General features: G+C 60.0%; 20 protein-coding genes and 1 pseudogene. 5 read left to right on the forward strand and 16 right to left on the reverse strand.

The annotated features are described in order from the left end of the window. Positions 1-285: 285 nt before the first annotated feature. The 4 genes and pseudogenes from ilvD to TU74_RS04410 form a co-directional block, all read right to left on the reverse strand. The gene (gene ilvD, locus TU74_RS04395) at positions 286-2133 is read right to left on the reverse strand and encodes a dihydroxy-acid dehydratase (RefSeq protein ID WP_047279486.1); all 1848 of its coding nucleotides are present in this window, start codon (positions 2131-2133) and stop codon (positions 286-288) included. Between the two features lie 234 nt (positions 2134-2367). Then, positions 2368-3561, reverse strand: a complete 1194-nt coding sequence (locus TU74_RS04400; protein ID WP_048375300.1) for an MFS transporter — start codon at positions 3559-3561, stop codon at positions 2368-2370. Beyond that, complete coding sequence (locus tag TU74_RS04405) at positions 3554-4522, reverse strand: diiron oxygenase (RefSeq protein ID WP_241485540.1); 969 nt, start codon at positions 4520-4522, stop codon at positions 3554-3556. The genes TU74_RS04400 and TU74_RS04405 overlap by 8 nt, the downstream gene beginning before the upstream one ends. Further along, a pseudogene (locus TU74_RS04410) lies at positions 4519-5603 on the reverse strand (SagB/ThcOx family dehydrogenase). The gene TU74_RS04405 and the pseudogene TU74_RS04410 overlap by 4 nt, the downstream one beginning before the upstream one ends. A gap of 427 nt (positions 5604-6030) precedes the next feature. Here TU74_RS04410 and TU74_RS04415 point away from each other — a divergent pair. Then, positions 6031-7722 carry a DUF4153 domain-containing protein gene (locus tag TU74_RS04415; RefSeq protein WP_048375304.1) on the forward strand — a complete coding sequence of 564 codons (1692 nt, stop codon included), beginning with the start codon at positions 6031-6033 and terminating at the stop codon, positions 7720-7722. 50 nt (positions 7723-7772) lie between these two features. Here the strand turns inward: TU74_RS04415 and TU74_RS04420 are convergent, their stop codons facing one another. Next, entirely contained in the window at positions 7773-8969 is a 1197-nt protein-coding gene (locus tag TU74_RS04420; RefSeq protein WP_047278442.1) for a class I SAM-dependent rRNA methyltransferase, read from the reverse strand. Positions 8970-9170: 201 nt separating this feature from the next. Between TU74_RS04420 and TU74_RS04425 the strand changes: the two genes are divergently transcribed. Both TU74_RS04425 and mutM read left to right on the forward strand, forming a co-directional pair. Next, a complete protein-coding gene (locus TU74_RS04425; protein ID WP_169836151.1) occupies positions 9171-9983 on the forward strand; it encodes an HDOD domain-containing protein in 813 nt (270 codons plus the stop codon). A gap of 23 nt (positions 9984-10006) precedes the next feature. Continuing rightward, positions 10007-10819: a bifunctional DNA-formamidopyrimidine glycosylase/DNA-(apurinic or apyrimidinic site) lyase gene (gene mutM, locus TU74_RS04430; protein WP_047278438.1), complete on the forward strand. Its 813-nt coding sequence runs from the start codon at positions 10007-10009 to the stop codon at positions 10817-10819. Between the two features lie 33 nt (positions 10820-10852). Here the strand turns inward: mutM and TU74_RS04435 are convergent, their stop codons facing one another. The 5 genes from TU74_RS04435 to TU74_RS04455 form a co-directional block, all read right to left on the reverse strand. Next, a complete protein-coding gene (locus TU74_RS04435; protein WP_047278436.1) occupies positions 10853-11104 on the reverse strand; it encodes a YfhL family 4Fe-4S dicluster ferredoxin in 252 nt (83 codons plus the stop codon). A 100-nt stretch (positions 11105-11204) separates the two neighbouring features. Then, positions 11205-11687, reverse strand: a complete 483-nt coding sequence (coaD, locus tag TU74_RS04440; protein ID WP_047278434.1) for a pantetheine-phosphate adenylyltransferase — start codon at positions 11685-11687, stop codon at positions 11205-11207. 124 nt (positions 11688-11811) lie between these two features. Then, a complete protein-coding gene (locus tag TU74_RS04445) occupies positions 11812-13410 on the reverse strand; it encodes a GMC family oxidoreductase (protein ID WP_048375306.1) in 1599 nt (532 codons plus the stop codon). A gap of 42 nt (positions 13411-13452) precedes the next feature. Continuing rightward, positions 13453-13998: a hypothetical protein gene (locus TU74_RS04450; protein WP_048375308.1), complete on the reverse strand. Its 546-nt coding sequence runs from the start codon at positions 13996-13998 to the stop codon at positions 13453-13455. Positions 13999-14014: 16 nt separating this feature from the next. Then, on the reverse strand, positions 14015-15445 hold the full coding sequence (locus tag TU74_RS04455) for a coniferyl aldehyde dehydrogenase (RefSeq protein WP_047296140.1): 1431 nt from the start codon (positions 15443-15445) through the stop codon (positions 14015-14017). A gap of 162 nt (positions 15446-15607) precedes the next feature. On the opposite strand from TU74_RS04455, the gene TU74_RS04460 reads away from it, so the two are divergent. Beyond that, positions 15608-16276: a TetR/AcrR family transcriptional regulator gene (locus TU74_RS04460; protein ID WP_047279477.1), complete on the forward strand. Its 669-nt coding sequence runs from the start codon at positions 15608-15610 to the stop codon at positions 16274-16276. Between the two features lie 29 nt (positions 16277-16305). Next, positions 16306-17160 (forward strand): sulfurtransferase, encoded by an 855-nt coding sequence (locus tag TU74_RS04465; protein ID WP_048375309.1) that lies wholly within the window; start codon positions 16306-16308, stop codon positions 17158-17160. Between the two features lie 48 nt (positions 17161-17208). Here TU74_RS04465 and TU74_RS04470 read toward each other — a convergent pair whose 3' ends face one another. From TU74_RS04470 to TU74_RS04495, 6 genes are all read right to left on the reverse strand, one after another. Continuing rightward, positions 17209-18036, reverse strand: a complete 828-nt coding sequence (locus TU74_RS04470; RefSeq protein ID WP_047296137.1) for an AraC family transcriptional regulator — start codon at positions 18034-18036, stop codon at positions 17209-17211. Continuing rightward, the gene (locus tag TU74_RS04475; RefSeq protein ID WP_047278423.1) at positions 18036-19067 is read right to left on the reverse strand and encodes a hydrolase; all 1032 of its coding nucleotides are present in this window, start codon (positions 19065-19067) and stop codon (positions 18036-18038) included. Before TU74_RS04475 ends, TU74_RS04470 begins: the two co-directional genes overlap by 1 nt. A gap of 8 nt (positions 19068-19075) precedes the next feature. Continuing rightward, entirely contained in the window at positions 19076-20620 is a 1545-nt protein-coding gene (locus TU74_RS04480; protein ID WP_048375310.1) for a M16 family metallopeptidase, read from the reverse strand. Next, entirely contained in the window at positions 20613-21959 is a 1347-nt protein-coding gene (locus tag TU74_RS04485) for a M16 family metallopeptidase (RefSeq protein ID WP_048375312.1), read from the reverse strand. The genes TU74_RS04480 and TU74_RS04485 overlap by 8 nt, the downstream gene beginning before the upstream one ends. Before the next feature lie 93 nt (positions 21960-22052). After that, positions 22053-23486 (reverse strand): M16 family metallopeptidase, encoded by a 1434-nt coding sequence (locus TU74_RS04490; RefSeq protein WP_048375314.1) that lies wholly within the window; start codon positions 23484-23486, stop codon positions 22053-22055. After that, on the reverse strand, positions 23479-24825 hold the full coding sequence (locus tag TU74_RS04495; RefSeq protein ID WP_048375315.1) for a M16 family metallopeptidase: 1347 nt from the start codon (positions 24823-24825) through the stop codon (positions 23479-23481). Before TU74_RS04495 ends, TU74_RS04490 begins: the two co-directional genes overlap by 8 nt. Between the last annotated feature and the right edge of the window lie 11 nt (positions 24826-24836).

Raw genomic sequence — 24836 nt, forward strand, 5'->3', positions numbered from 1 at the left:
TCCGAGGGGCGACTTGTACCAGTCTTGGGATGTAACAATTTCGAACCGGAAATGCTAACAGGTTGATATAGCTAGAAATATACCGTTCTGGAATGACTACCTTTGATTTGGGAATAAGCCTGTCGACAGACCGAAGGTTGTTTGTGCCTCTCGTGTCGCTTATAGAGAAGCATAGCTGATGGCGCCTTTAAGCTTTTGCATTGGGTATGTCTGTAGGGAATATCTTTTGTCCCTTCATTAAAAATCCCGGCACATGGCCGGGATTTTTGGGGGGTGCGAGGTGGGTTACGGCACCAGTTTGTCCAGCAAGGCTTTGTCACGTACCGCGCCCTTGTCGGCGCTGGTGGCGAGCAAGGCGTATGCCTTCAATGCCGTGGTGACTTTGCGTGGACGCACTTCGACCGGTTTCCAGCCTTTTTTGTCCTGCTCGACCCGGCGCGCCGCTAGTTCTTCGTCGCTGACCAACAAGTTGATCGAGCGGTTCGGGATGTCGATCAGGACTTTGTCGCCGTCCTGTACCAGGCCAATCGCGCCGCCCGCCGCAGCTTCCGGTGAGGCGTGGCCGATGGACAGGCCCGACGTACCGCCCGAGAAGCGTCCGTCGGTGAGCAAGGCGCAGGCTTTGCCCAGCCCTTTGGACTTGAGGTACGAGGTGGGGTAGAGCATCTCTTGCATGCCCGGCCCGCCTTTCGGGCCTTCGTAGCGAATGATCACGATGTCGCCCGCCTGCACTTCATCCGCGAGGATGCCGCGCACGGCGCTGTCCTGGCTTTCGAAGATTTTGGCGTTGCCTTCGAACACGTGAATCGACTCATCGACCCCGGCGGTTTTCACCACGCAACCATCCAGCGCGATGTTGCCGTACAGCACGGCCAGCCCGCCTTCCTGCGAGTAAGCGTGCTCGACGCTGCGAATGCAGCCGTTTTCACGGTCGTCGTCCAGCGTGTCCCAGCGGGTCGACTGGCTGAACGCGGTTTGCGTCGGGATGCCGGCCGGGCCCGCGCGGAAGAAGGTGTGCACGGCTTCGTTGTCAGTCTGGGTGATGTCCCACTGGGCGATGGCGTCGGCCATGGTCTTGCTGTGCACCGTCGGCAGGTCGGTGTGCAGCAAGCCGCCACGGGCCAGCGAGCCGAGGATGGAGAAAATGCCGCCAGCGCGGTGCACGTCTTCCATGTGGTACTTCTGGATGTTCGGCGCCACTTTGCACAGTTGCGGGACGTGGCGCGACAGACGGTCGATGTCCTTGAGGTCGAAGTCGATCTCGGCCTCCTGGGCGGCGGCCAGCAAATGCAGGATGGTGTTGGTCGAGCCGCCCATGGCGATGTCCAGCGTCATGGCATTTTCGAATGCCTTGAAGTTGGCGATGTTGCGCGGCAGCACCGATTCGTCGTTTTCGACGTAGTACTGGCGGCACAGGTCGACGATGGTGCGGCCTGCTTGCAGGAACAGTTGCTCGCGGTCGCTGTGGGTGGCCAGTGTCGAGCCGTTGCCCGGCAGCGCCAGGCCGAGGGCTTCAGTCAGGCAGTTCATCGAGTTGGCGGTGAACATGCCGGAACATGAACCGCAGGTCGGGCAGGCGCTGCGCTCGTACTCGGCAACCTTCTCGTCAGAAGCGCTGGAGTCGGCTGCAATCACCATGGCATCCACCAGATCGAGGCCGTGGCTGGCGAGCTTGGTTTTGCCCGCTTCCATCGGCCCGCCGGAGACGAAAATCACCGGGATGTTGAGGCGCAACGAGGCCATCAGCATGCCGGGGGTGATTTTGTCGCAGTTGGAAATGCACACGATGGCGTCGGCGCAGTGGGCGTTGACCATGTACTCCACGGAGTCGGCAATGATCTCGCGGCTCGGCAGCGAATAGAGCATGCCGTCATGGCCCATGGCGATGCCGTCGTCCACGGCGATGGTGTTGAATTCTTTGGCAACGCCGCCTGCGCGCTCAATCTCGCGGGCGACCAGTTGGCCCATGTCCTTGAGGTGGACGTGGCCCGGCACGAATTGGGTAAAGGAGTTGGCAATGGCGATGATCGGCTTCTTGAAGTCGGCATCTTTCATCCCCGTGGCGCGCCACAACGCGCGCGCACCGGCCATGTTGCGGCCATGGGTGGAGGTTTTCGAACGATAGTCAGGCATGGAGCAACTCCGGGCGGCTAATCAGGTAACAAACAGGGAAGTGAGCTTCTAATCGCTGACTGACAACACAGAAAATGACTACGTGTCAGCAAGCTGCCGTTAACGCTGCGGGATCGCCGCGCGTCTGGGCCTGAGCTCATAAACCCGCCGGGGATGATTGGCGATGAATGCGTCGATTCTACACGGCTGGCGTGCGGAGGGAATGGGCCTAACGCACGGCCCACAGAGCAAGGGCTATGCCGGGCGCTGTTCGCGCAGGCGTCGGCAGGTGGCCAGGATCAAGCCCAGCGCAATCAGGCCCAGCGCCATGAAGGTGGTCGCCAGCGTCACTGGCAGGCTGGCCGGGCTGAGGTTGACCCAGGCACTGACAACCCCGCCGCAGATGAAGATCAGCGCGCTGCCGGCTGACGACGCCGTGCCTGCCAGATCAGGAAAGACGTCCATCGCCCGTGAGGTGGCAATTGGCCGGGCGATGGTGATGCCCATGGTGCAGACCATCATGGGCAGCAGCACGTTAAAGACCGTCAAGCCTGCGTGGCGGTGCAGCAGCCCCATCAAGCCCCCCGCCAAAACGATCAATAACAGCCCGGCAATGATCTGTCGGTTCGCGCTAATGCGTTTGCTGAGTCCATGAGCCAACACGCCGCCGCCCACATAGGCTGCGCCGTACACCAGCAATATCAGCGAGAAGGTGTAGCTGGACAGGTGCAGTTGCTCCAGAAACAACAAGGGCGACATGACGATGAATGAAAAATGGCAGGCGAAAGCGATGGCCGATATCAACCAGTAGCTGATGAACGTGGGATTGCGGCACACAAGGGCGTAGGCCCTCAGCAGGCTGTGGGAGGACGGATTGCGCGCGGGGTTGTCCCTTAAGTGCCTCCAGGCAATGACCCAGACGGTCAACCCCAGCGCGATGAACACCCAGAAGCTGCCGGGCCAATCGAAGGCGTCCTGCAACACGGTGCCCGCCAGGGGGGAGAGCGAGATCGCCAGCCCGCTGGCGGTGACCATCAGGATGCGCAGCTGGTCCCGTTGCTTGCCGGTGAACAGGTCTTGGATCAAGGCTTGAGACAAAACGAAACACCCGCACCCGACGGCCTGCAGGCACCGGAACAGCAGAAATCCGCCGTAATCTGTGGACAGCACGCAACCCGCCGCGCCGACAATCGACAGGGCCATGCCCGCAAGCAGCAAGGATTTGCGCCCTATGCGGTCAGAAAGCGGACCTATGAGCAGTTGTGAAAGCGAAATGCCAATAGCGAACAGGCTGATGGACAGTGCGATATCGCCCGGTGTTCGTTGAAAGTAGTCAGCCAGGGCTGGGAATGAGGGCAATACGACGTCCAGCGGGAACACCCCGAGCACCACCATGCTGAGCAACAGGAAAATCGCCAGCCTCGGTCTGGTCGCTGGTGTTTCAGGCATCCATAAACCCCGCGCTCAAGAACAGTCGCCGGTTGTGCTCAAGGGTGAAAAAACCGGCATTGGCCAACGCCAGCACGGTGGCTCTGGCCCCGGCACGCACGCGTTGTTGGTGAACGGCGGGCTGCTGCAACTGGATGCAGATCTGTTCGATGGTGGTCGGGTTGAGGTCGACACTGGCGAGGCTTTCTTTCAGCCAACGGGTGTCGCTTTCGAAAAAGATGCCGAGGAGGGTGAGTAACTGGGTGGTCGCTTTGGCGCGCTGGACGTCATCGAGCAACGACCACACATGGGCGAACACTTCACTAAAGTACCGGCTGTGACGGGCTTCGTCCCCCAGATGGCTTTTGAACATGTCCAGCACGGTGGACACCAGCGGGACATGGATGGCGCCGAGCAGCTCTTTGGCAATGATCGTCTCGGACACAAAGCCGATCAAAAACCAGTGCAGAGCCCTGTCCGCCGGTCGGCAGATGTCTATTTGATGCTGCAGGCGCTGGATGCGGTGGGCGGGGCGGGAGCGGTTGTTGATGCCGTACAGCTCAGCCACCTGTTCGGCGATCTGGTTGGAGAACAGCGCGTGATAGCCCTCGTCGGTGTACAGCTGCAAGGCGGCGTTTTTCATGGCGAGCGGCACGTGAAGGCCGAGTTCGTTGTGGATCAGGGTCTCGACCGCGCGGTTAACCAGTTTGTGTTCCAGCACCGTGGTGTAGTCGAGGAAGTACACCAGTTGATTGGCCTCCAGGCGCCGCACCACGGACGTGCCTGCCTGCACGATGTCCGGGTGATCGAGGTAGGGCATGAACGCGGGCACAAACCAGTGGCGATCGCCCAGTTGGGACTCAAGGTCCGCAGGCAAGGCGTAAGGGGTGCGATCCAGTCGCACGCTGGCGTTGGTGTCCCAGCCAGCCAACGTGTAGGGCGCAGGAGAGGCACACGTTTTTTGGGGGCAGGGTTTGTTCACGGTGCGGGGTCCTTGTGCTGGATGAGCGCCATCAGCTCCTGGCATTGCACTTGGCCGTCGCCTTTGCCGCAGCCCACAAAAAACAAGGGTTGTTCGGGGCTGTCGTCCAGGCCCAGCAGCGCTTCTACACGGTCATCGGTCAGGGCACCGGTCAGCCAGGTATCCAGTCCCAACTGTGTGGCCACAAGCTGGAACGTTTGAGCGATATGCCCGGCCTCAACGTAGGCCATGCGATAGGCCCGTGAGTGCTCGTACTTCCACCACAATTTGTCGAAGCGCGAGGTGATGAACAGCCCGACGGGCAGGGTATTGATGAAATGCTGGCCGCACAGCAGCTTGCCCAAAGGCTCGTCCGGGAGCGGGCTGATGAGGCTCAGGGCATGCAGGTCACTTGAATAGGCATACACGCCAGCCTTGAGACCGGTCACGTGCTGCACATACACATAACCCTCGCAGGCGTTGAGTCCGCCGCCGGAAGGACTGCTGCGACGCGCTTCCATGCCCAGTGGAATGGACAGATTGATCTCGCCCCGACGTTCGTTCAGATAGCCGAGTGACAGGTAAAGCAAGGTGCTGAGTTGGCGCAATGAAAGGCTTTGCCCGGTAAAAGAACGGGACGTTTTGCGGTTGATCAATGCAGTGGCGAGTGAACCTTTCAAGGCGTCGGCAGGCTTGCACACGGGCAGGGCCACCAGATTGGCGTTATGGGGGTCGATACGATTGGGCTCGGGGGCCGGGGTGCTCAAGACTTCGTTGCAATGTGCCAGGTACTGCACGGCCCATTCATGGACGTCTTGAGGAATGTGCTCCTGCGGCAGGTTCTTGGTGCCGATATGGAAGATTCGGGAGAGGTCATCCCAGCCCCATTGCGGTGTGGGGATTTCTTCGTCTGTAATAATCGAGGCCGCCAGAAAGTCCTGATCGACAGTGCTGTTGGGTCGAAAAGTTCAGGGCAGGTAATAAGTTGGGTTAATCGCTTGCTGTAGTGGAAGTCGAGTTCAAATTGCGTGTGATTGGAATAATTCCAGACGATGTGATGCGGTGACCGGGCCAATATAAACAAGTAAGGATTTATATGCATGGATCAACAGCTCTGAAGGGGAAGGTAATGAAGCCGGGGTGTCGGCAGGCCCCGGCTTCATTGTCAGCGACGTTGCGTTAGCGCTGAGGAGGGACGGCCAGACAGGCCAGGTTGGCGATTTTGCTAACTTCTAGAGAAACGGCTTTCATCATCGTGCTCCTTACATAAAAGTGGGTGACTTCAGGGAGTAAGTGCAGTCACTTCGTACTGCGTCGTTCTCAAAGTGACTTGGTTAAAACTAGCTGCTTACGGAAAAACAACAATGTTATATAAAGTGGGTTATTGCCCGCTTTTGCGTAGGAATAATCTTAAGTAAGAGTTAAGTGCGTGTTTTATCTTCAGGCAGTTCGGTAAAAACGTCCTATGTAGGCGATTTTGCTATTAAGGCTTAAAGTGTCGAGGTGCTTTCTTACAGGGATTTTGAACGATGGTCATTACACGCTCCATCAAGACCTGCCTGGCCATTGGCCTCGTGCAGGGGGTGTTGCTCTGGCTGGCCCGTTCCATCACCGAAAACGGCCTCAAGTTCGCACTGGTGACGGCTGTGTTGGTGGGGGGCATCAACGTGCTGCTGTTGGGCGATAACGTGCGTCAGCGCGGCACCGGCTGGCTGGTCCTGGGCCTGACGGGCGTGATGAGCGCCATCAGCGCCTGGGTGTTCTGGGAAGGGGGTGAGCAGTGGCGTTCAAGCAGTTGGCTGACGGGCAGCTGGACCTGTTTCGGGGTGGTGATTGCGTACATCTGCACGGCCTTCATCCTCAGCTGGCCGACCCGCGAAGGGCGTTTCCCACGCTACGAAGACTTGTTCCGCCACGCGTGGGACACGGTGTTCATCGTGCTACTGGGGCTGCTGCTTAACGCAGTGTTCTGGGCGTTGATCCTGTTGTGGGGCGGCCTGTTCAAAATGCTCGGCATTGTGGCGCTGAACACACTGTTTTCCACCGACGGATTTATCTACATCAGTTCGGCCATGGTGTTTGCTCTGGGCCTGAAGATGGGCCGGGACAATGATCGTGTAATCGGCTTGCTGCGCGGCATTCTGCTCACGTTGTGCCGGTTCTTGCTGCCGCTTGGCGTGCTGATTGCCCTGGTGTTTACCTTCGCCTTGCCCTTCACGGGGCTGGGGCCGATTTGGGACACGGGTTATTCGACGCCAATCATGGTGTGTCTGGTGGCCGTCATCCTGTTCCTGCTCAACGGCGTGGTACAGGACGGCGAACACGAGATTGGCTACCCCAAGTGGCTACTGCGCATGGTCGACCTGTGTTTGTTGTGCCTGCCGGTTCTGGTGGTGCTGGCCGGGTATTCGACCTGGTTAAGAATTGAACAGTATGGCCTGACGCCGACCCGTCTGTTGGCGATGCTGCTGGTGGTCGTGATGGTGTTGCACAGCCTGGCGGCTGCCTGGGCCGTGGTGCTGCCACAGCATCAGTGGTTGGCGCGTTTGCGAGTCAGCAACCCGTTGATCGCGTTGTTGAGCGTGTTGCTGTTACTGGCGATTCATACCCCGTGGTTCAGCCCGCTGCAGTTCAGTGCTCAGAATCAGGTCAACCGGGTTTTGAGCGGCAAAGCGTCGGTCGACACCTTTGATGCAGACACCTTGCGTTACCGCTTGGGACCTCCCGGCAAACAGGCTTTTGAGGCCTTGTTGGCGCAGGTGGAGCAGGGGCAGGTGTTGTCGGCGCCACAGCGTGACGTGCTGTTGAAGCGTCTCAAAGAGGCGGACATGGGGGACCGGGTTAGCGGGCCAAATGAGCGGATGCTGGAATGGATCGGCCCTAAAGTCGAAGGCAGTGAGCAGTTCGCTGATCGGGGCATCGGAGGCCAGCCCTGCTGGGCACCGGGGTGCGCGTTGTGGGCGGTGGATCTGAATAACGACGGGCAGATGGAAGTGCTGCAGTTGCCGAAGCAGAAGTGGTCGGGCCCTGTGTACTTTTTTGCGCGCGACGCCCAAGGCCAATGGAAACGGGCGGGCACCTACGAGGAAAGCGACAACTCTCCCGAGTTGATTGAGGCGATTCGTCAGGGGAAGGTGAAGGTGGTCAAGCCGCGCTATCAGTCGTTGCAGATTGGCACCACAGAACTGAGCCCCAAGCTGGATCGAGAACCGCAGCCATAAGCCTGAAGCCACAGCCGCTACCGTCGGTAGCGGCTGTGGAACGTGCCCTTTTAGCTGTTTGGCAGCAAACGGCAGGTGATGCTCTTGATGTAGCGCGTTTCCTGGATCGCCGGGTGTACCGGGTGATCCGGGCCCTGGCTGCCGCGTTCCAGCAACTGGATATTGCGGTCCAGGTGACGGGCGCTGGTCAGCAGGATGTTTTGCAGGTCGTCTTCGGGCAAGTGCATCGAGCACGATGCGCTGACCAGAATGCCGTCTTTGGTGAGCAGGCGCATGGCTTGCTCGTTCAGGCGGCGGTAGGCGCCTTCGCCGTTTTTCAGGTCTTTTTTGCGTTTGATGAACGCCGGCGGGTCGGCCACGATCACGTCGAAACGCTCTTCGTTGGCTTTCAGCTCTTTAAGCGCTTCAAACACGTCGCCTTCCAGGCAGGTCACGCGGTCCGCGAAACCGTTGAGTGCCGCGTTGCGCTCGACGCCGTCCAGTGCGAACGACGATGCATCCACGCACATGACTTCGCTGGCGCCAAAGGCAGCAGCCTGGATGCCCCAGCCGCCGATGTAGCTGTACAGGTCCAGAACGCGCTTGCCCTTGGCATACGGCGCCAGACGGGCACGGTTCATGCGGTGGTCGTAGAACCAGCCGGTTTTTTGTCCGGCGATGACCGGGGCTTCAAACTTCACGCCGTTTTCTTCCAGCGCAACCCACTCCGGCACCAGGCCAAACACGGTTTCGACGTAACGCTCAAGGCCTTCGGCATCACGCGCGGCCGAGTCGTTCTTGAACAGGATGCCGCTCGGCTTGACCACCTGAACCAGCGCCGCGATCACGTCGGCCTTGTGCTGCTCCATGGTCGCGGAAGCCAGTTGCACCACCAGAATGTCGCCGAAACGATCCACCACCAGGCCCGGCAGTAAATCCGAATCGCCGTACACCAGGCGGTAAAACGGTTTGTCGAACAGGCGATCACGCAGCGAAAGCGCCACGTTGAGGCGGTGAACCAAGAACGACTTGTCCAGTGGCACTTTGACGTCGCGCGACAGCAAACGCGCGCAGATCAGGTTGTTCGGGCTCATGGCAACGATGCCCAGCGGTTTGCCGCCAGCAGTCTCCAGCACCGCTTGGTCGCCAGCCTTGAAACCGTGCAACGGCGTGGTGGCTACATCGATTTCGTTGCTGTAGACCCACAAGTGGCCGGCGCGCAGGCGTCGATCGGCATTGGCTTTAAGGCGCAGGCTTGGCAGGGACATGACGTCGCTCCGGGTATTGAAAAGGGCGCGATTATAGCCCTAGACGCGCACGCGGGGCTTGGCTGATTCACCGCATTGTGTCGGATTGCCTGCGCAAAGCTGCGGTAAATTCCGTTAGAATCGCGGGCTATTCCAGAGTGTGTCGTCATGCCCCCAGAGCTTTCATCCGAACAGATCAGCCAAACGCTGCAAGGCATTAGCGTGCCGCCTCAACCGCAAATCATGGTGGATTTGCAGATGGAGCAGTACATGCCCGATCCGGACCTGGAGGCCATTTCCCGCCTGATCGCCCAAGACCCCGGTTTGTCGGGCGCCTTGCTGAAAATCGTCAACTCGCCGCATTACGGCCTGACCAACAAGATTGCGTCCATCAAGCGGGCCGTGACGTTGCTGGGCTGCCGGACGGTGATCAATTTGATCAATGCGCAGTCGATCAAAGGCGAGATGTGCGACGAAACCATCGTGACCCTCAACCGGTTCTGGGACAGTGCCCAGGACGTGGCCATGACCAGCATGACACTGGCCAAGCGCACCGGTTCGCAGGCGGTCGATGAAGCCTACGCGTTAGGGCTGTTTCACGATTGCGGCATCCCGTTGATGCTCAAGCGCTTCCCCAACTACATGTCAGTGCTGGAACAGGCCTACGCCAATGCCGGCCCGAACAGTCGCGTGGTCGACACCGAAAACACCCACTTCAACACCAACCATGCGGTGGTCGGCTACTACACGGCCAAGTCCTGGCGCTTGCCGGAACACCTGACCCACGCCATTGCCAATCACCACAACGCGCTGGCGATCTTCAGCGACGACTCGTCGCGCCACAGCCAACTGAAAAACCTGCTGGCGATCCTCAAGATGGCCGAGCATATTTGTGCCTCGCACAAGGTCTTGGGCAATCAGCGCGAAGACCACGAATGGAACAGCATCAGCCATCTGGTGCTGGATTACATCGGTCTGTCCGAATATGACTTTGAGAACCTCAAGGAAAGCATCCGCGAGCTGGGTGCCCACTAGGTTGTCCCCTGCCGGAGTGTCGAATGCCTGAATTACCTGAAGTCGAAACCACTCGCCGCGGCATTGCCCCGCACCTTGAAGGGCAACGGGTCAGCCGGGTGATCGTGCGTGAGCGGCGCCTGCGTTGGCCGATTCCCGAAGACCTGGATGTGCGTTTGTCCGGGCAGAAAATCGTCGGGGTCGAACGTCGCGCCAAGTACCTGCTGATTAACGCCGAAGTCGGGACATTGATCAGCCATTTGGGCATGTCGGGTAATTTGCGTCTGGTTGAGGCGGGGTCACTGGCGGCCAAGCATGAGCACGTGGACATCGAGCTGGAGTCCGGGCTTGCCCTGCGCTACACCGACCCGCGCCGCTTTGGCGCGATGCTCTGGACCCACGACCCGCTCAACCACGCATTGCTGTTGCGTCTGGGGCCTGAGCCACTGACCGACCTGTTTGACGGCGAGCGCCTGTTCCAGCTGTCGCGCAAACGCGCCATGGCGGTCAAGCCGTTCATTATGGACAACGCCGTCGTGGTGGGCGTGGGCAATATCTATGCGACTGAAGCGCTGTTTGCGGCGGGCATTGACCCGCGCCGCGAAGCCAAAAGCATTTCGCGGGCTCGCTATCTGAAGCTGGCGATAGAGATCAAACGCATATTGGCGGCAGCCATTGAGCGCGGGGGCACCACCCTGCGGGACTTCATCGGTGGCGATGGCCAGCCCGGCTACTTCCAGCAAGAACTGTTTGTGTACGGGCGCGCCTACGAGCAGTGCAAGGTGTGCGGCAGCGAATTGCGCGAGGTCAAGCTGGGCCAGCGCTCAAGCGTGTTCTGCCCGCGCTGCCAGACCTGAGTCGGGTCGCGCGGCTGACGGCACCGTGTTGTTTTACGCCTTGCCAGTGATCTGACGGTATTTTTCCATCAGCTGTTCTTCGGTTTCCGGGTGGGCTTCATCCAGCGGGATGCAGTCGACCGGGCAGACCTGCTGGCACTGCGGCTCGTCGTAGTGACCGACGCACTGGGTGCACAGGTTCGGGTCAATGACGTAGATCTCTTCGCCTTGGGAGATCGCGGCGTTCGGACACTCGGGTTCGCAGACGTCGCAATTGATGCAATCGTCGGTGATGATCAGGGACATGGGTACTCCTGCCGGGGCGGTCGGCCCGGGCAACTGAAATCGAATGCGGGCAATTGTGCCGCATTGGCGCCCGCAGTGCACGCGGGCGCCGCTTCAGCGGTCACTTCTTGCGAAAGCGCTCAGTCAGGGCATCGGCCACGGCCGGGTGCACGAACTTGCTGATATCACCGCCCAACGCTGCGATTTCTCGCACTAACGTCGACGATATGAACGAATAACGCTCTGACGGCGTCAGGAACAGACTCTCAACATCCGGTGCCAGTTGGCGATTCATGTTCGCCAACTGAAACTCATATTCGAAGTCCGACACCGCTCGCAGGCCGCGCAAAAATACATTGGCGTTCTGCTCTTTGGCGAAATGCGCAAGCAGGGTCGAGAAACCGACCACTTCGACATTGGGCAGGTGTTTGGTGACTTCGCGCGCCAGCTCAACGCGTTGTTCCAGGGGGAACAGCGGGTTTTTCTTGGGGCTGGCAGCGACAGCAATGATGACGTGGTCGAACAGGCGCGAAGCGCGTTCAACCAGGTCGCCATGGCCCTTGGTAATAGGGTCGAATGTACCTGGGTACAACACTCGGTTCATCGCGTCGTCCTGGCGGGAATCCGTTGGGGAGTCGGATGGTATCGCAGCAATCCCGGTCGGCCAAGTCGCCATTCGCAGTAGAAAGCACTATAGACGCCGCCGATTTGCTGATTATTTTCAGTTTTCATCCGGCTTTTACCAGGCGTTCGGCCAGCAGTGTCGCCAGTTTTGCCGTGAGCCCATACACCGACAGTTGCGGGTTGGCGCCAATGCTGGTGGGGAATAATGAGCCGTCATGTACCGACACATTGCTCAGTTGATGATGTCGCCCAAGGCTGTCAGTGACGGCGAAGTGCGGATTCTCACCCATCGCGCAGCCGCCCATGACGTGGGCGCTGGCCAGACGTGTCCGATACAGCTCAAGGCTCAAACTGTCGATCAGTTCACGGGTTTCTCGCAGGTTTGTGCACATACGCGCATCGCTGTGCAGTGGCATCACGGCGCTGGCGCCTGCGGCAAATTGAACCTCGGCCATGCTGTGAAAGGCCCGCCTCAACCCCTCCCAGCCGTATGCCGTGAGGCGGTAATCCAGCACCGCAGAGCCGTCGCTGCGCAATTCAACGCTGCCGCCGGGGCTGTCGGGGTGAAAACCGTCGCGCATCAGGGCCAGCATCATCTGGGTGTTGGGCAATTGCGCCATGTGTTGCGCACCGGTTTCGCCATAGCGGGCAAACAGGGTGGCGGCCAGCGCCGGGTGCAAGGGCGGTACTTCGAGTTTGTAGCCCATCGGCCCGGTCACGCCGTCTTTCCACTGAAAATGGTCTGAGTAAATCGACTGCGGGGCACCGTAAAACCCGTTAATGGCGGTAGGAAACTGTGCGGCAGAAAAGTTGACCACGTGCAGAAATGTCCGCTTGCCCAGCGTTTTATGGGGATCGGGGGCGTCTGACCTCAGCAACAGGCCCGGGGTATTGATCCCACCGCCCGAGAGCACGTAATGCCGCGCCCTGACCGTGATCAGCCGGCCGGTGGGGGCGACGCAGCGCGGGTCCATGGCTTGGCATTCCAGCCCTGTGACCTGATCGCCCTTAATCAACAGGCGGTGGGCGCGTGCCAGATACAGCAATTGCCCCCCGTTTTCGAGGGTGGCGGGGATGGTCGTTACCAGCATCGACTGTTTGGCGTTGGTCGGGCAGCCCATGCCGCAATAACCGAGGTTCCAGCACCCGCGCACGTTGCGCGGGATGACGTGCCAGCTGTAACCCAACTGCTCGCAGCCGGTTTGCAGCACCTGATTATTGGCATTGGGCGGGACCCGCCAGGGGGCTACGCCCAGGCGTTGTTCCATGCGCTCGAACCAGGGCGCCATCTGTTCGCTGCCATGACCGACCACCGCATGCTCACGGGCCCACTGTTCAAGGGTGGGCGCGGGCGTGCGAAAGCTGGACGTCCAATTCACCAGCGTGGTCCCGCCCACAGCCCTGCCTTGCAAAATGCTCACGGCGCCGTCTTTGCTCATGCGGCCGATACCCTCCTGATAGAGGCTGGCATAGGCCTCGTCTTCGAGCATCTTGAAATCACTGCTGGTTTTGAGCGGGCCTTCTTCGATCAACAGCACTTTCAAGCCCGCTGCACTGAGGATCTCGGCCGTGGTGCCGCCCCCTGCGCCACTGCCGATGATGGCAACGTCGGCGTCCAGGATCAGGTCATGGTCGAGCTGCGCACCGTTGAGGGTTTTCCAGCCACGGGCCATGCCGTCGCGAAAGAGGTCGGGGACAGGCATAAGGAGGTATCCATTGGTTTTTATTGTTTTGGATAACGCGGGTCAGACAGTCGGCGGCCCGGGATACCCGCACTGTGCCCAGGATTCCGGTCGTTCGTACCAACTCATCATCACCAGTTGCAGCAGGGAGGCATGCCCCATGCGCAGCAGGCTCAGGCTGCTGTTCTGCCAGCGTTCGAGAAAATGCCGAATACGTTCCGGGCTGGCGTTTTCCCAAGCGCCCCAGACACCGGTGAGCGGGCCGCGTGTGACGGGCATGGCCAGCACATCAAACAGTTGCTGAGTGAGCGTTAATAGCGCGGGTGACAAGCGATTGAGGTTGCTGTCCAGTTTATGCAGGGTGGCATCGTTTGCACCGGGCATCAGTGATGATGAGACGCTGCCGGCCAGCATGACGGGGATCAATGCCTGCAAAAAGGGCAGGTCACGGTTGCGCAGGACCGCAAAGCCACAGGCGCGGTCGTTGGACGAGCAACCACTGAGGCTGGCGGTTAAGCCGGCGGTGGCCAATAAGGTACTGGCCACCAGGCCGACTTTCATGACGCCTCGGCGTGACAACAGTGCGTTTTCCATACGGGCGTCAGGCATGCCCACTCCTCGTCGATCAGCGAATAAAGAGTTTCTGCACCCAGCGCCCGAGTGTGCGTCCGTAGGGCGGGTAGATGGCCTGCGAGCTGTTCACACGTTGCTTGGTCAGGACGGCTTTGGCATGGCTGAAGGTCAAAAACCCTTCGTGACCGTGATAGCAGCCCATCCCGGAAGGCCCCACGCCGCCAAAAGGCAGGTCGTCGATGGCCACGTGCAGCAAGGTTTCATTCACGCACACGCCGCCTGAGTGGGTGTTTTCAAGCACCCGTTGCTGTTCGGCCTTGTTGTAGCCGAAATAATAGAGCGCGAGCGGGCGGGGTCTGTCGTTGATGTAGGCCAATGCCTGTTCCAGGTTGCGATACGGCACGATCGGCAGGAGCGGACCGAAGATTTCCTCCTGCATCACCTGCATCTCGTCGTTGACCTCCAGCAGCAGGCAATGGGGCATGCGTCGGCCCTGGCCCTGCTCGTACAGCGGGATCAGGCGTGCGCCTTTGGCGCTGGCATCGGTTTTCAAATGCTCCAGGCGCGCCAGTTGCCGCTCGTTGATGATGGCTGTGTAGTCCGGGTTATCGCTCAGCGTCGGATAAAAGCTGTGCATCACCTGACGATACGCATCAATAAAAGCGCCGACCCGGTCTTCAGGCACCAACACGTAATCAGGGGCGATACAGGTTTGTCCCGCATTCAGGCTTTTGCCCCAGGCGATGCGCTGGGCGGCGTCCTTGAGCGGTACGTCGGCCGAGACAATGGCCGGGGATTTGCCCCCCAGTTCCAGCGTGACCGGCGTCAGGTGTTCGGCCGCCGCACGCATCACCAACTTGCCCACATGGGTCGATCCGGTGAACAGCAAGTGGTCCACTGGCAAAGAAGAAAAAGCCACTGCGACCTCGGCATCGCCCAGCACCACGGTGACCATGTCATCGGGGAAAATCCGCCCCAGCAGGTCTTTGAGCAAGCGCCCGGTGGCCGGGGTGAATTCACTGAGTTTGAGCATCACCCGGTTGCCCGCCGCCAACGCACCGATCAAGGGGCCCATCGCTAGAAACAGCGGGTAATTCCACGGGACTATGATCCCGATCACGCCCAGAGGCTGATACAGGACGCGGGCGCTGGCGGGCTGGAACATTACGCCTACGCTGCGGGAAGAGGGTTTCATCCAGCGTTTAAGGTGTTTAAGGGCGTAATCGATGTTGTGCAGGCTGGGCATCAGTTCGGCAAACAGCGTTTCGTCAGGGCTGCGGTGGCTAAAGTCCTGGCTGATGGCGTCGATTAACACCTCGCGTTCATCGCTGAGCAACCGCCGTAGGCTTTTGAGCCACTGCTGGCGTTGTGCAAGCGGAGGATAAGGATGCGCAGCGTAGGCCTGACGCTGTTTGTCGAGCAGGGAGAGAAGATCAGTCGGTAGGACTGTGGTGTCTTGATGGTAGGCACTGTCTACAGACATGATCCGCTCCGGGTCGTTTTTTATAGGTAATGTTTACAAGAGCCAGGTCGTTTCTAGAGCGTATGCTCTAAGTTGTCAATCAGGGGGCCTGCCTGTCGTGTTGTTTATCGATTCGGGGTTAGGCCGTAAGATGCCATTCGTTCTCAAGTAAAGCTCAAGACCATGGCCGCACGAATAAAAACCAGCCAGCGTATTGTCAACACCAGCCTGGAGCTGTTTAACCAGTTGGGCGAGCGCAGTGTGAGCACCAACCACATTGCGGCGCACATGGAGATTTCTCCGGGCAATCTGTATTACCACTTCCCCAATAAGCAGGCGATCATCGCCGTTTTGTTTGGCGAATACGAAACGCTTGTCCTGAGCTTTTTGCGCGCGCCAGAAGGGCGTCTGGCGACGGTTGCCGATAAACATTTCTACTTGCAGCAACTGCTCGATGCGATGTGGCGCTACCGGTTCTTGTACCGCGACATTGAGCATTTGCTGCACAGCGACAGCGAGCTGGCCTCCCGTTACCGGCTTTTCTCGCAAAACTGCCTGAAGCAGGCCCAGCTGATTTATGCGAGCTTCGTCGAGGCGGGGATTCTCAACATGACCCCGCTGCAAATCGAGTCGTTGACCCTCAATGCGTGGATCATCCTGACGTCATGGGTCGGGTTTCTGTGTACCACGCGTGAGAACAGCGACCAGCTCAGCGAGCAGGCGATCAAACGTGGTGTTTATCAACTGCTGGTACTGGAAGCCGGGTTCGTCACCGATCAGGCCCGGGAGGCGGTTGATGAACTCATCAAGGAATATTACGTTCCGCTGGAAAACGCCCTGGATTCTCACTAACTGCTTTTGATCCGTCACAGGAGTTCACGATGCCCGTTGCGCAATTGATCAGCCCTCAAGCCCTGAACGAACGCCATTCCCAGCCCGGACTGGTCATTCTGGATTGCCGCTTTGCGCTTGAAGACCCGGACTACGGGCTGCGCAGCTATGCCGAAGGCCACATCGAGGGCGCGCAGTTTGCCGACCTGGAACGCGACTTGAGTGGCCCGGTGACCAAAGGCGTCACGGGGCGTCATCCGTTGCCTGATCCCGATGAGCTGATAGAGCGTTTGCGCGGGTGGGGCATCAACAACGACAGCGATGTGGTGCTGTATGACGACGGTCCAGGGGCATTTGCCGCGCGAGCGTGGTGGTTGTTGGCGTGGCTGGGCAAGCGGGACGGGGTGTTTGTGCTCGACGGCGGCCTTAAAGCCTGGCACGCCGCGGGTTTTCCGCTGAACCTTGATTCGGTCAGGCTTCCCCGGGGGCATTTTGACGGAGCACCGGACAATCAGTTGCTGATCAAGGCCCAAGCGCTGCAAAAGCGCCTCAACGACCCTGCCCTGACCTTGATCGATGCTCGCGCATTGCCGCGCTTTCGGGGCGAGGTTGAACCGATCGACCCGGTGGCCGGGCATATCCCGGGTGCGCAATGTGCGGCTTTTGGCGAAAACCTCGACAGCAGCGGGCGGTTTCTTCCGGTTGAGCAACTCAAGCAGCGTTTTGCCGAAAAACTCGGTGATCGCTCGCCGGATGAACTGGTGGCGTACTGTGGTTCTGGCGTGACGGCGTGTCATAACTTGTTCGCGCTGGCGTTGGCCGGTTATCCGCTGGGCAAACTCTACGCCGGGTCATGGAGCGAATGGATCAATGACCCGCAGCGCGGCGTTGCGACGGGCGAGTAGGAGGCGCGGTAGCCGCCGGGTGAGCGGGCAACTGCAGATTGATCGGTGTCAGGTACACGCGGCCCGGTAGGCCGCAGGCCCCACACCGTAAACCTTTTTGAATTGTCGGCTGAGGTGGCTTTGGTCCGCGAATCCCAGTTGGGTCGCGACGTGTACCGGCAAGCAACCTTGTTGCAATAAAGCCCGCGCGTGAGCGACGCGTTGCTGCATCAACCAGGCGTGCGGCGGCATGCCCGTGGCGCGCTGAAAGACCCGCGCAAAGTGAAACGGCGACAAATTGACGGCTGCCGCCAGTTCTTCCAGCGATGGCGGGTGCGCCAGGCGTGTCTGCAACAGTTCTTTGGCCTGCCTCACCGCCCGGTGCTCCACCCCCGGTGGGGCCGGTTGCGGCAAACGGGCATGGCGGCTGAGCAGCGCAAGCATCATCTGCCGCCAGACGGTTTGTTGTTGCAGCGCCGATTCCGGGCCTTCGAGCTGTTGGTGCAAGTGGCACAGCCCGCTGAACAGTTCGGGGTCTTGCAGCAGCGTCTCGTTGAACGTGGGCAAGTGCGTGCCGGGCAGGTTCAGTTCCTCCAGCAGGCTGTGCATCTGCGCGTTGTCAGGGTAGAAGGCGCGGTAGCGCCAGCCGGCGTCGTGGCCTTTGTGCCCGTTATGCACTTCGTCGGGGTTGATGAGCACCAGCGTCCCGGTGGGCGCCAGGTGTTCAGCCCCGCGATACCGATAACGCTGGGCACCGGCCATGATCATGCCGATCACAAAGCCATCGTGCACATGGGGCACGAAACGGTGTTCGATGTAGCGCGCGGTGAGTAACTCGACCCCTGTCAGCGGGGCTGTTTGCCAGAAACGGATCGACTCACCTTGCTTGCCGTTCATCACGCCGACTCATGTTTCAGGCTGGCCAGCCACTGCGGAATGCGGCGTTCAAGGTAGTAACGCGGTGTTCTCAAGGAACCTTCCACGAAGCCCACATGGCCACCCCTGGCGTGCAGCTCCAGCTCGGTGCAGGGTGACAGCTCGCTGGCTTCGGGAATGCTGTGCTTGAACACGAACGGGTCATCTTCGGACTGGATAATCAACGTCGGTGTCTCGATAGCGCCCAGGTAGTAACGGCTGGACGCACGGCGGTAATAGTCGTCCACATTCAGATAGCCGTTGAGCGGGGCCGTGACCCGGTCATCGAACTCCCAAAACGTACGCATTTTGCTCAGGGATTTAAGCGTGCCCAGTTTGGCCAGCGTGGCCAGGCCTTCCTGCTTGGCGTCGTGGGTGAACTGACGCTGTTTGTTTTTGACGTACGCCACCATCTCGCGCATGAAATGCGCTTGATACACCTTGGAAAACCCTAGTCCGATGCGGTCTGCGCATTGGTCCAGTCGGAACGGCACCGACACCGCGACTGCGCCCTGCAGACCACTGGCGCTGCCCGATTCGCCCAAGTATTTGAGCAAGACGTTGCCGCCCAGCGAGTAGCCCACGGCATACAGCGGCGCCAGCGGGAAGCGTGCACGCAGGTGGGCGACAGCGGCGGCCAAGTCTTCACTGGCCCCGGAATGGTAACTGCGCGCCAGCAGGTTGGGTTCCCCGGAGCACCCACGCCAGTTCAACGCCACGCTGGCCCAGCCCTGAGCCGCCAGCGCGCATTGTTGGCCCACGATGTAATGCGACCCCGAAGAGCCGGTCAAGCCATGCAGGAGTAACACCAGCGGTTGATAGGCCGATGGCGCGCCATGCCAATCCAGGTCCAGAAAGTCGCCATCGTCGAGCCACAGCCGTTCTCGCTGGTGTTCAACCACAGGTTTGGTACGCCACAACGGCCCCCATAACGTTTGCAGATGTGGGTTGCCAAGGCCTGAAGCAGGGTTAAACGATTCAACAGGTAACGCAGGGGAAACTGGAGCGCGCACTTAAGTTCTCAATCGGTGACAGGGGTTGGGGTGTGCTTAAGTTGCCACAACACGGAGCGGTGCCCAAGCAGTGTGTGCTGGCCGGGGCTGGCCCAATTGGTCGATGTGCAGGTCTGCCCGGTGTCGGGTGTCCCGGTGACGATGTCGGTCAGGGGCCGTTGTTCGACGCTGGGACCCAGTGTCAGGCTGACCCAGCTGTCAGCGTCAAGGTGCCGTTTCATGGCTGCCGTGATCTGTTGCGGGGTCATTTTTTGGATTTCGGCGGTTTTGAGCGTGAAATCCAACGCTTGGTCGAAGCGGTTGATGATCCCCAGTTCATTGAGCAGGTTCTTGTTGGTCGCCATCAATTGGGGCAGGGCCTGGCGCAGATAGTGTTTGATGGTGTCCAGTTGTTCTTCGCTCGGGCCTTCCTTGAGAAATTGCGCAAACAGCGTTTTGGCCAGGTTCAGGGCTTCGCGACTGTAAGAGGGCGGGGTGCTGAACTGGATCATCCAGCCTGTGGCCCCCCTGGCATGTTCGATGTCGGAAAACACCCCGTAGGTCACGCTGTATTTTTCACGTAACTGAGCATTGAGTACGTGAGAAAACACGACATTGGCGATACGAATCGCGATGGCGTCCGGGTGCTGATTGGGCAAGGCGTTTTGCATCATCAACAGCAGCGTCCGGTTGGCATCTTCCTCCAGATGCACGTGCTGGCCAGTGCTTGGCGCCGCGGTGAAGGTGGGCGCAGCCGCCAGCGCCGGACCTTGTGGCAGCGCATCGGCCAGGTGCTGGCTGAACGCCCGCGCCTGTTCCGGCGTCAGGTCGCCCACTATCACGATGTGTGCGTTGGCGGCGGTATAAGCGCGACGATAGAAATCACGCACCTGCCGGGCATCGATGTGTTCAAGGCTTTGCGTCGTGCCATTGACCGGGCGCGACAGCGGGTGGTCCTTGTACAGGGTGGCTCGTATCAAGGCCAGCGCCCGTGACTCGGGGAGCGATTGTTCGAGTTTGAGATCCGTCTGCAGCGACCGCCGGATCCGCTGCAGGTTTGCCTCGCTGAAGGTGGGGCGGGTGAGGGTCTCGGTAAACAGGGCCATCACCGGGTCAAGGATAGCTTTGTCGCTTAGGCTTCTGAGCGTGTAATAGCTGTGTTCGGTGTCGATACCGTGGGTGATTTTCACGCCGTAACGGTCAAACCCGCGGGCAATGTCATTCGCTGGCTTGAGCGCCGAGTCCCCGCTGAACAGCGATTGGGTCATGGCGGCCAGCCCTGGGCTATCGCCATCGTGATAACTGCCGGCGGCAAAGCTGAGTTTCAGGTCAATCATGGGCAAGCGGTGACTTTCGACAAACAGCACGCGGGTGCCTTGTTTAAGCCTCCAGGACTGGATGAGCGGTGCGGTGGTGACGGCTTCGGGTTCTGTCAGTTCGCGCAGCGATTGCAAAGGCAGCGAGGGTGCCGGGTTTTCGGCAGCGTGAAGGTAATGACCCATGCACAGGGCAATCCCCAGCAGTGCAATCAGGCAGGTGAGTGCGCAGCGAGTAAAGGTCTCGGGATTACTCATGAGGCATCTCCTCAGGCAGTGCGTAGCTGGTGGTCAGGCGATCGGTTGCGAGGAAGGTGCGCACCACGCGTTGAACGTCTTGTGGGGTGATGGCTTTCAGGGTGTCGAGCCTTGCCTGTTCCGAACGCCAGTCCAGCCCGGCCATCTCCTGCTCGCCCAACTGCAACGCCCGGTTCGACAGTTCGTCCTGATCGAACACGCGTCGGGCAGTGATCTGAACGCGTGCGCGGTCCAGGTCCTGCTGACGGGGAGGGGCCGTTTTCAGCGTGTCGATAAGGGCCAGGATCCGGGTTTTGACTGCCTCCATGGACCTGGCTTTCTCGAGGTCAGGCAAGGCCCGGATGCTGAACAACTCATCACCCTGACTGACGGCCGTGTAGTGAACGGTTATGCCGCTCACCAAGCCTTCCTGATGGGCTAGCCGGGTCTTGAACAGCGAGCTGTTTGCGCCTGCCAGCAACTCGCTGAGCAGTTCCAGTGCCGGGGCGATCGTGGGGTCTGCTTGCGTCTTCAGGCTGGGTACGTTGAAGGCCATGTAGAGCACAGGAATCTGCTGAGGGATGTATTGGGTGATGCGACGTTCACCCGGTGTCGGTAGTTCGAGGGGGGCAGGGCTGTAAGGCAATGGTCGTCGCGCGATGGGCCCGAAGTAACGCTCGGCCAGCTGTTTGACCTGCTGTGCATCCACATCGCCGGTGACCACCAGTACCGCGTTATTGGGCGCGTACCAGTGGCCGTACCAATGCTTCAAGTCTTCTATTTGCAGACGATCCAGGTCATGCCGCCACCCGATGACCGGGTTGCCCGCAGCGCTTGCAGGCAGCGCCAGGCGTCGTGGCAACTCCAGTGCGCGTCTCAGGGGATGGTTTTCAAAGGACTCACTGCGTTCGTTTTTGATCACTTCTCGCTCGCCGCCCCACTGGGTGGCGGACAGGTGCGAGGTGCTCATCTGGTCGGCCAGAATTTCAAAACTCACGCCCAGGGCGTGCGCAGGCAGGGTGTGAAAGTAGAGGGTTGCGTCATTCAGGGTCGTGGCATTTTCGCTGCCGCCCAGGTGTTGCAGGATCTGGTCAGACTCGCCCGAGCACAGTTTGCTGCTGCCATTGAACAGCATGTGTTCCAAGGCGTGTGACAGGCCTGTCTGGCCGGGGCCTTCCTGGTTCGAACCAATGCGATACCACAGGTGGGAGTGAACCAGAGGGGCGTGGTGGTCTTCATAAACAATGAGCTTCAGGCCGTTGTCGAGCATGAACTCATGAATCGATGGTGGGCGGCTGGCGAACGCCAACAGCGGTTGCAACATGACGCCGAATACCAGTGCGGCGAGAAGTGGTCTCATGGGGGTGTCCTGACGATTGTTCGTCAGGACAGGTTGCGTCACACGCCTGTTGCACGTGCGTTACATAAGTACGCAATGATCGGCGCCGGGCATTCAGGGCGCCGGGACAGGTAAAGGACGCTGGGTCGTCGTGGGGCCATGGCTGGTTATCACCCATTGATCGGCCTTGAGATACCGGTTTATGACCGCTTTGATGTGCGCAGGCGTCAGCTGTTGCGCTTGCATGACCAGCGCGTCGAAGTTGCGGGGTAACCCGTGTGCGCCGATGAGCAGCAACTGTTGCAGCATTTGCGCATTGCTGGCGCTGGTCAGCGGCAGGTTCCCCGCGAGCCGTCGCTTGACGTCGACCAGTTCTTGCTCGGTCGGCCCTTCGTCCAACCATTGCTCAAACAGCGTTTTGACAAGCCTGATCGTGGCTTCTTGGTGGTCGGGATCGGTTTGCACGCTGATGGTCCAGGGGCCTCCCGCCTCCCACAGCGGCATGAAGGACGCTGCGCTGTAGGTCAACCCGCGCTTATGGCGTAGCTCATTAATCAGGCGGTTATGACCGGAGCCACCGAACAGCAGGCTGGCCACTTGCAGCGCGACGTAATCGGGGTGATTGGCCGGTATGCCGGGCTGCGCCAGCATGATGTGGGTCTGGCCGGAGAGCGCTTCAACGTGCGCATGGCCGGGCCGGGTTGCCATGCCCATGCTCAGCGCAATGGGCGCCAGTTTCTGCCCTTGAGGCAATGCTTGGCTCAAGGCGATGCTGAGCGTTGTGGCGTCGTCCAGCGAGAGGTCACCGACCATCACCAGCAAGGCATTGGAGGCGCTGTAGGCCTGTTGATGGAAGGCCCGCAGGTGTTCAGCCCCGAGCTTTGCGATGCTCTGCTCGTTGCCTGCCTGCGCTCTGGCGTAAGGATGACCGGCGTATAGCTGTGCATGCAGGGCCTGTTGGGTGAGCAAAGCGGGGTTTTGCCGGGCCAGCGTGAGTTCGTTGAGTGCGGTTGCCTTGATGCGCTCGGTGGCCGCCGGGGAAAACGCGGGGGCGCTGACCAGTTGCGTGAACAGCTCAACGGCCGCGCTGCGCGTCTTTGGTTCGCTCAGGGTGCGCAGGTTCACGCGCACTTCGTCCTTGTCCACGGAAGACGTCAGTTGCGCGCCCAGTTGATCGAAGGTGTCGGCAATGGTCTGCGCGTCCTTGCCCTCAATGCCTTGATGCAACAGTTTCAAGGTCAGCGCGGCTCGCCCCGGCATGTCATCGTCCCGGCTGCTGCCTGCCGAGAAGCGCACGCTTAGGTCCACCACAGGAATCTCGCGGGTTTCGATAAAGAGCACGCCGGTGCCTTCATGGGTTGACCAGGCATGAACCTTCAGGGGGCGGTTGGCAATGTGGCTGTCATCAAGGGTCTCCAGGGTCTTCAGCCCCGTCGATGCGGGTTCTACGGCGTGCGCCGCGGCGTTCAGGCTCAGGCTGATGACCAGCACTGAACGTGCTGCGCGCAGGAAGGAGGAACGCTTTGGCGTCGGGCACAGGTCAGTCATGTTTTTTCTCCGGCCCCGGCAGGTAAGCGGCGCTGTAGCGGTTTTCAGTGAGGTAGGTGCGGGCCAGTTGCTGAATGTCAGATGCGGTCAGTGCCAGCACGCTCCGGGCCTGAGTGTCGAGGGTGGACCAGGGCAGCCCGATGCTTTCCAGTTCGCCCAGTTCGCTGGCTTGTTTCTCGACTTGATCGTGGGCATAGATGCGCTTGGTGATGATTCTGCGTTTGGCGCGGTCCAGGATTTCAGCGCTGACGGGCGTGGTTTTTAGCCCATCAAAGTGCGCCCAGATCAGGCGCTCGATGTCGTGGGGCGCCTGCGTGCTCGAAGGGCTGATTTCAGCCCACAACCTGAGCAGGCCATCGCCGCGGTTCAACAGGTCGTAATGGGAATAAGCGCCTGCCAGCAACCCTTGTTCATGGAGCAGACTGACCTTGAGGGATGAGCTGTTGCTGCTGGCCAGCAACTCGTTGAGCACCAGCAGGCCAAAGGCGGTTTGAGGGTCTTTTGCGGTTTTTAAGCTGGGCACGTTAAACGCCAGGGCCAGCTTGCCATTGGGGCTGGGGAGGCCAAGGTGCAACTCGCGGCGCCCGAGACGATGCAGTTCGACCGGTGGCCGTGCCGTGGGCAGCGGGCGTGCGACCAGCGCGGCGAAATGCTCGGTGACCATGGCTTTGACCTGCGCCAGGGTAACGTCGCCGGCGATGACCAGAACGGCATTGTTTGGCGCGTACCACTGTCGATACCACTGGGTGAGTGGCGGCTCGGGCATGCGCTGGATGTCATGCATCCAGCCCAGAATCGGGTTTTTATAGGTGCTGGCCACATGGGCCGTGGTTTTAAGCCGCTCGTTGATCAGGCTCCACAGGTTGTGGTCGACGGTGGTCAGGCGTTCCTTTTGGATGACCTGTAATTCGGTCTGTAACTGGGCTTCACTCCAGCGTGCGCTGCGCATCTGATCGGCAAGTACTTCCAGCGACACCGCCAGCCGGTTTTTCGCCTGTAGCTGCGTGTAGAAAGTGGCATCGGGGCGGGTGGTGGCCTGGTGACTGACGCCCAGCGAATCAAACACCTTCACCGCCTGGCCTTCAGGCAACTTGCTGCTGCCTTTGAACACCATATGTTCCAGCGCGTGGGACACACCTGTTTGCCCTTCCTGCTCATAGCTGGCGCCGACTTTGTACCAAAGCTGGGACGCCACCACGGGGGCGCGGTGATCTTCGCGGACGACGACCTTCAGGCCGTTGTCGAGTGTGAAAACGTGAGTAACGGGGTGTGAGTGGGCATGAACGGTCGCTGGCAACCACAAGGCGATTAGCCAGCGACCCAAGAGCGGGAGTTTCATCCGGGAGGATC

This window comes from Pseudomonas lundensis, assembly GCF_001042985.1.
GTDB classification, from domain to species: Bacteria; Pseudomonadota; Gammaproteobacteria; order Pseudomonadales; family Pseudomonadaceae; genus Aquipseudomonas; species Aquipseudomonas lundensis.